At 52.0% G+C, this 5,093-nt stretch carries 6 protein-coding genes; 3 read left to right on the top strand and 3 right to left on the bottom strand.

What is annotated here, in order from left to right; genetic code table 11:
• Positions 1 to 14 precede the first annotated feature (14 nt).
• Entirely contained in the window at positions 15 to 176 is a 162-nt protein-coding gene (locus Q0628_RS15745; RefSeq protein ID WP_366979152.1) for a hypothetical protein, read from the top strand.
• A 26-nt stretch (positions 177 to 202) separates the two neighbouring features.
• On the opposite strand, the gene Q0628_RS09805 is transcribed toward Q0628_RS15745, so the two are convergent.
• Positions 203 to 724 (bottom strand): nitroreductase family protein, encoded by a 522-nt coding sequence (locus tag Q0628_RS09805; RefSeq protein ID WP_298770553.1) that lies wholly within the window; start codon positions 722 to 724, stop codon positions 203 to 205.
• A 103-nt stretch (positions 725 to 827) separates the two neighbouring features.
• Between Q0628_RS09805 and Q0628_RS09800 the strand changes: the two genes are divergently transcribed.
• On the top strand, positions 828 to 3,191 hold the full coding sequence (locus tag Q0628_RS09800; RefSeq protein ID WP_298770551.1) for a sodium-translocating pyrophosphatase: 2,364 nt from the start codon (positions 828 to 830) through the stop codon (positions 3,189 to 3,191).
• Positions 3,192 to 3,208: 17 nt separating this feature from the next.
• Here the strand turns inward: Q0628_RS09800 and Q0628_RS09795 are convergent, their stop codons facing one another.
• The gene (locus Q0628_RS09795; protein ID WP_139261114.1) at positions 3,209 to 3,475 is read right to left on the bottom strand and encodes a hypothetical protein; all 267 of its coding nucleotides are present in this window, start codon (positions 3,473 to 3,475) and stop codon (positions 3,209 to 3,211) included.
• Between the two features lie 130 nt (positions 3,476 to 3,605).
• Positions 3,606 to 4,475, bottom strand: coding sequence for a DMT family transporter (locus Q0628_RS09790; protein ID WP_298770548.1), 870 nt, complete (start codon positions 4,473 to 4,475; stop codon positions 3,606 to 3,608).
• Between the two features lie 154 nt (positions 4,476 to 4,629).
• On the opposite strand from Q0628_RS09790, the gene Q0628_RS09785 reads away from it, so the two are divergent.
• A partial coding sequence (locus Q0628_RS09785) for a hypothetical protein (protein WP_298770546.1) occupies positions 4,630 to 5,093 on the top strand: 464 nt, incomplete at its 3' end.

Genomic DNA, 5,093 nt, shown 5'->3' with positions numbered 1-5,093 from the left:
CAACTTCAGATGCAATGGAGCAGATGATAATATTAGGTCAGGGAGCACATAGGGTTTCTGCAAGAGAACTTCGCACAGAAATAGAACTTGTAAAACAAGTGAATATAATTTTGGTGGATTATTATTTTCAAATGAATAATAATTTTTACAATTTTTCTTTAATTCACTTTCACTAATCATACCTTTTTCATTTATAGAATCTTTAAATTTCCTGAGCAAATTCTGCCATGGACTTGCGCACCGGATGACGCGGCGAAGGTCCACCCTCTTCGGGGTCGGCGTAACCCACATCGAGGAGGCAGGCAAGTTTGAGATTGGCAGGGAAATTGAACGCCTTTTCGATTTCGGCAGCATTAAAACCGCGGGCCCAGAGGGTCGCAAGGCCAAGGTCTGTCGCCTGCATCATCATCGATGTAGTGACAATGCTTGCATCCATCACGCCGCTGTTAAAGCTATCGCCATACTTCTCGGCAGTATAGCAGCCAGGTTCATCATAGCAGACCATGAGCACTACGGGGGCATTGTAGGCCATGCGAGTAATATTGCGGATTCTTGCGATTGCATCGTCGGACTTGAGAACCTTGACCTGTACAGGCTGAGCATTGACTGCCGTCGGGGCAATACGCCCCGCGTCAAGGACCAAGTTCAATTTCTCATTTTCAACGGCTCTACCGCTGAATTTGCGGCAGCTATAGCGATTTTTGGCGAGTTCTTCGAATTGCATACCTTAATTTTAGCATTTTATCCGATTTTTTTTTCTATTTCCTCATTTTCAGTGTAGATTAATAACGATATCCGCCCCAAAAGCGGCTCCAAAGGAGTCTTTTATGGAAACGTACAGCATTCCCGGATTCTGGTACGCTGTTCCGGCAGCGTCAATTCTCGCCCTTATAGCAGCACTCCTGTTTTTTAAGTCCATGATGAAAATGGACGAAGGGACTCCGCGCATGAAAGAAATTGCAGGCTACGTCCGCGAAGGAGCTCTCGCCTACCTCAAGCGTCAATACAGGACCGTCTCGGTCGTATTCGCCATTCTGTTCCTCATTTTCGTGATTCTCGCATTCCTCGGAATCCAGAACCCATTCGTTCCGGTCGCATTCCTCACCGGCGGTTTCTTTAGCGGGCTTTGCGGATTTTTAGGCATGAAAACGGCAACGCAGGCAAGTTCCAGAACGGCCGCAGGCGCAAGCAAGAGCCTGAACCAGGGGCTCGTCACGGCATTCCGTTCCGGCGCGGTCATGGGCCTCATTGTCGTCGGTTTCGGCCTGCTAGACATTTCCATTTGGTTCTACCTTCTGAACTTCATCTACGACCACAATATTTTCGGCATGGGCGCCACCCTTGCAAGCAAGATTTCGATGGAATTTTCGGACAGCCTGATTACGAATTCCGCCTTCGGGCACGCCAAGATGGCCGAGGTGACAACCACCATGCTGACCTTTGGCATGGGCGCCTCGCTGCAGGCGCTCTTTGCCCGCGTTGGCGGAGGTATCTACACGAAGGCGGCCGACGTTGGTGCCGACTTGGTCGGTAAAGTCGAAGCGGGAATTCCCGAAGACGATCCGCGTAACCCCGCCACCATCGCCGACAACGTCGGCGATAACGTCGGAGACGTTGCGGGCATGGGCGCAGACCTCTACGAATCCTACTGCGGTTCCATCTTGGCGACAGCGGCCCTCGGCGCAGCCCTTCCCGGCATGAGCATGCACCACGTCATCGCCCCGATGCTTGTCGCAGCCATAGGTATCGTTCTTTCGATTGTCGGCATTTTCATGGTGCGCACCAAAGATGACGCCAACACCAAATCCCTCTTGCACTCCCTTCTCGTCGGAACGCTCGGATCTTCGATTCTCATTCTCCTCGCGCTCCTCGTCTTTGTCAAGTTGGGCCTTATTTCATGGGGCATTTTCGGTTCAGTCGTCGCGGGCCTTGCCGCTGGCGTCATCATAGGACAGTTTACCGAGTTCTATACCTCCGACGCCTACAAGCCCACCCGCGCTATCGCTTCGCGCACGCAGATGGGCCCCGCCACGACCATCATCGAAGGCATTTCGGTCGGCATGTACTCCACCGCCCTCCCGGTAATCACTATCGTTCTCGGCATTCTCGCCTCCTTCGGTTTTGCGGGCGGTTTCGAAAACATTTCGCAGGGGCTTTACGGAGTCGGTTTCGCGGCCGTCGGTATGCTTTCGACCCTCGGCATCACGCTTTCGACAGACGCCTTCGGGCCCATTGCCGACAATGCGGGCGGTAACGCCGAAATGGCAGAACTCCCCAAGAAAGTCCGCGAACGCACCGACGAACTCGACATGCTCGGCAACACGACCGCGGCGACTGGCAAGGGTTTCGCCATCGGGTCTGCAGCCCTTACCGCCATGGCACTACTTGCCTCCTATGTCGAAGAAATCAAGCTCTGGCTCGGCAAATTCGCCCACGACGGCGCATTCGAATTCGGCAACGTCACCTTCTTCAGCAGTTCTACCGCGCTCACCTCTGGAGCAGCGGCCAGCAACACGCATTGGCAAATTCTAGAAGGCGGCATCAAGGCCATCGCAAACGACGGTTCGCTCGCAGCGCTCTCTATTGCAGACGCTTCGTTCGGCGATTTCATGAACGCTTTCAACCTGAACCTGATGAACCCCATGCTTCTTGGCGGCCTCTTTATCGGCTGCATGATGGCCTTTGTCTTCTGCGCCATGACCATCAAGGCGGTCGGCCGCGCAGCCTCTTCCATGGTCAAGGAAGTCCGCCGCCAGTTCAAGGAAATTCCCGGCATCATGGAAGGAACGGGCAAGCCGGACTACGCCAAATGCGTTGAAATTTCGACTCACGGAGCCCAGCGCGAAATGCTCCTGCCCTCGCTCCTCGCTGTCATTGTTCCGGTTATCGTAGGCTTGTTCATGGGAATCGCGGGCGTCTTCGGCCTGCTCGCCGGTGGGCTCGCTTGCGGATTCTCGCTCGCCTGCATGCTCAACAACGCAGGCGGCGCCTGGGATAACGCCAAGAAATATATCGAGAAAGGCAACTTCGGCGGGAAAGGCTCCGAATGTCACAAGGCAGGCGTTGTCGGCGATACCGTAGGCGACCCGTTTAAGGATACCGCAGGCCCCTCGCTGAACATCTTGATTAAACTGATGACAATGGTGAGTCTCGTTTTCGCAGGTGTCATTGTCGCGGTCGGCGGACTCTAGCCAAACGAACTCAAGCTTTATAGCACATAAAGCGCAAGTACGACAATTATTCCGGCAAAGAGCAGGAATACGGGCAACAGCAGCAAAAGGCAAAGCAGACCGATTTTCAGGTCATAAAAGAACATGCGCCAGCGACCGCGCTTGGTCTTGCATGTTTCTGCGCGGCAATCCGGGCAAATATTTCCGACCTTGTTCCGAACACGGATAGCAAGATTACTCTGCATCGGGGACATCCCCACCTTGTCGTTAAATTCCTTGTTGCAAACAGAACATGTGCACTGCATGTTGGTAATATAGTAAATAGTAGGACAAATGCGTAAGGTGAGAGCCGCGGTCAAGTTTACTTGAACATGGCCGAGCCGAGCATTTGGTACTTGAGCGAAGCGAAAGTACAAGTAGACGGTCATTAACGGTTTATTTCTTTACGGCAATCAAAATAGTGGAGCAAAGAATCAGAGCGATACCCGCCATAATGCGCGTCGTCAGCGTTTCGGCAAACACAGTCACGCCAATCGTCACGGCGGTCACAGGCTCCAGAGCGCCCAATATCGCCGTCGGCGTAGAACCCACGATGCGTACCGCCTTCACCATGAAAATGAGCGAAAGCACCGTCGGCACAAGGCCGAGCATAAAGCCCCAGCCCCAGGAACTCGCCTGCGTAAACACCGGCGGGAGGCCCGAACCGAGCGTCACCGAATAAAGCAACAAAAAGAACATGCAGAAGCAAATGGCGTAAAAAGTCATCTTGACCGACCCCATCTGCAAGTTGATGCGATTTGCCATCACCATGTAAATGGCGTAACTGATGGACGACAGGAACACGAGCAGGCACCCCACCGTGCTGAGCGTTGCGCCATCTCCCCCGCGGTACAAGAGGGCTATGCCCGCCATAGAAACCGCAATAGATACAACCGTCCAAATCTTGATTTTTTCCTTGAAGAAAACCGCCATAAGCAACGAGACTTCGAGCGGATAAAGGAACAGGAGCGTCGAGGCAAGGCCTGCGTCCATGTACTTGAACGAGGCATAATACGTGAGCGAACTTGCGGCAAACAAGAAGCCGAACGCCACAAGCGCACGGAACTCGCGAAACGAAATTTTAAAGTGCGAGCCCTTGGATAGCATGACGACCATCAGTAACAATGCCGCCGTAAAGAATCGGTAAAAAAGCACCGTCTCGGGCGAATAGTTCTGTGCATACAAGTGGAGCGCACCCAGCGGATTCGTGCCATAGCAAATAGCCGAAAGGGCTGCAAAAATAAAACCTTTGAGAGAGGTCATCATACGACCAACCATATTCAATACCGACAAAATAAAAAATAGCATTTTTTAAGATAACAGACTGTCTCTTTTTTCTCAAAAATCAAAAAGCAACAACAAATGTAAAACAAAATATTCTATCTTAGCGCCCAAAAAAAACAGAACAAAGGAGAATAAGGTGAATTTCAAACGCCTTTCAACGGCTGCACTGTGCGCCGCATTTGCAATCAGCGCTATATCTTGTAGCAGCGATGAAACTATCACTAACGACAATCTCAGTATCGTCAGTTCCCTAGATCCAGAAGACTGTAACGACAAAACCGAAGGAACCATGAACTTCGTGAAGCCCAAAGCCACGATGTACGTCTGTTCCGAAGGCGAATGGATTGCCATGAGTGACCAGGAAGCGATCCAGTACCGCTGTGAATCCAGGGAATTGAAGGACAAGTCCGGCTTTGCAATTGTTTGCGACGGTATGGGTGGCGCAAATGCAGGAAATGTAGCAAGTGAGCAGGCGGCAAATGCCATTTCGGCAAAGATTGATGATAAGGAGATTGCCGAGCGTCGTGATTTCCGTGATGTGACTACCTTTACTATCGATCCTGCCGACGCCAAGGACTTCGATGAGGCACTCTCTATCCG

The organism is uncultured Fibrobacter sp., from assembly GCF_937877005.1.
Lineage (GTDB): Bacteria > Fibrobacterota > Fibrobacteria > Fibrobacterales > Fibrobacteraceae > Fibrobacter.
This window is presented reverse-complemented; position numbering and strand designations above follow the sequence as displayed.

Excerpts from the sequence above, each read along its gene's own strand:
- Q0628_RS09790 (WP_298770548.1), bottom strand. The coding sequence starts at position 4,475 with ATGATGACCTCTCTCAAAGGTTTTATTTTTGCAGCCCTTTCGGCTATT.
- Q0628_RS09795 (WP_139261114.1), bottom strand. The coding sequence starts at position 3,475 with ATGCAGTGCACATGTTCTGTTTGCAACAAGGAATTTAACGACAAGGTG.
- Q0628_RS15745 (WP_366979152.1), top strand. The coding sequence starts at position 15 with ATGGAGCAGATGATAATATTAGGTCAGGGAGCACATAGGGTTTCTGCA.
- Q0628_RS09800 (WP_298770551.1), top strand. The coding sequence starts at position 828 with ATGGAAACGTACAGCATTCCCGGATTCTGGTACGCTGTTCCGGCAGCG.
- Q0628_RS09805 (WP_298770553.1), bottom strand. The coding sequence starts at position 724 with ATGCAATTCGAAGAACTCGCCAAAAATCGCTATAGCTGCCGCAAATTC.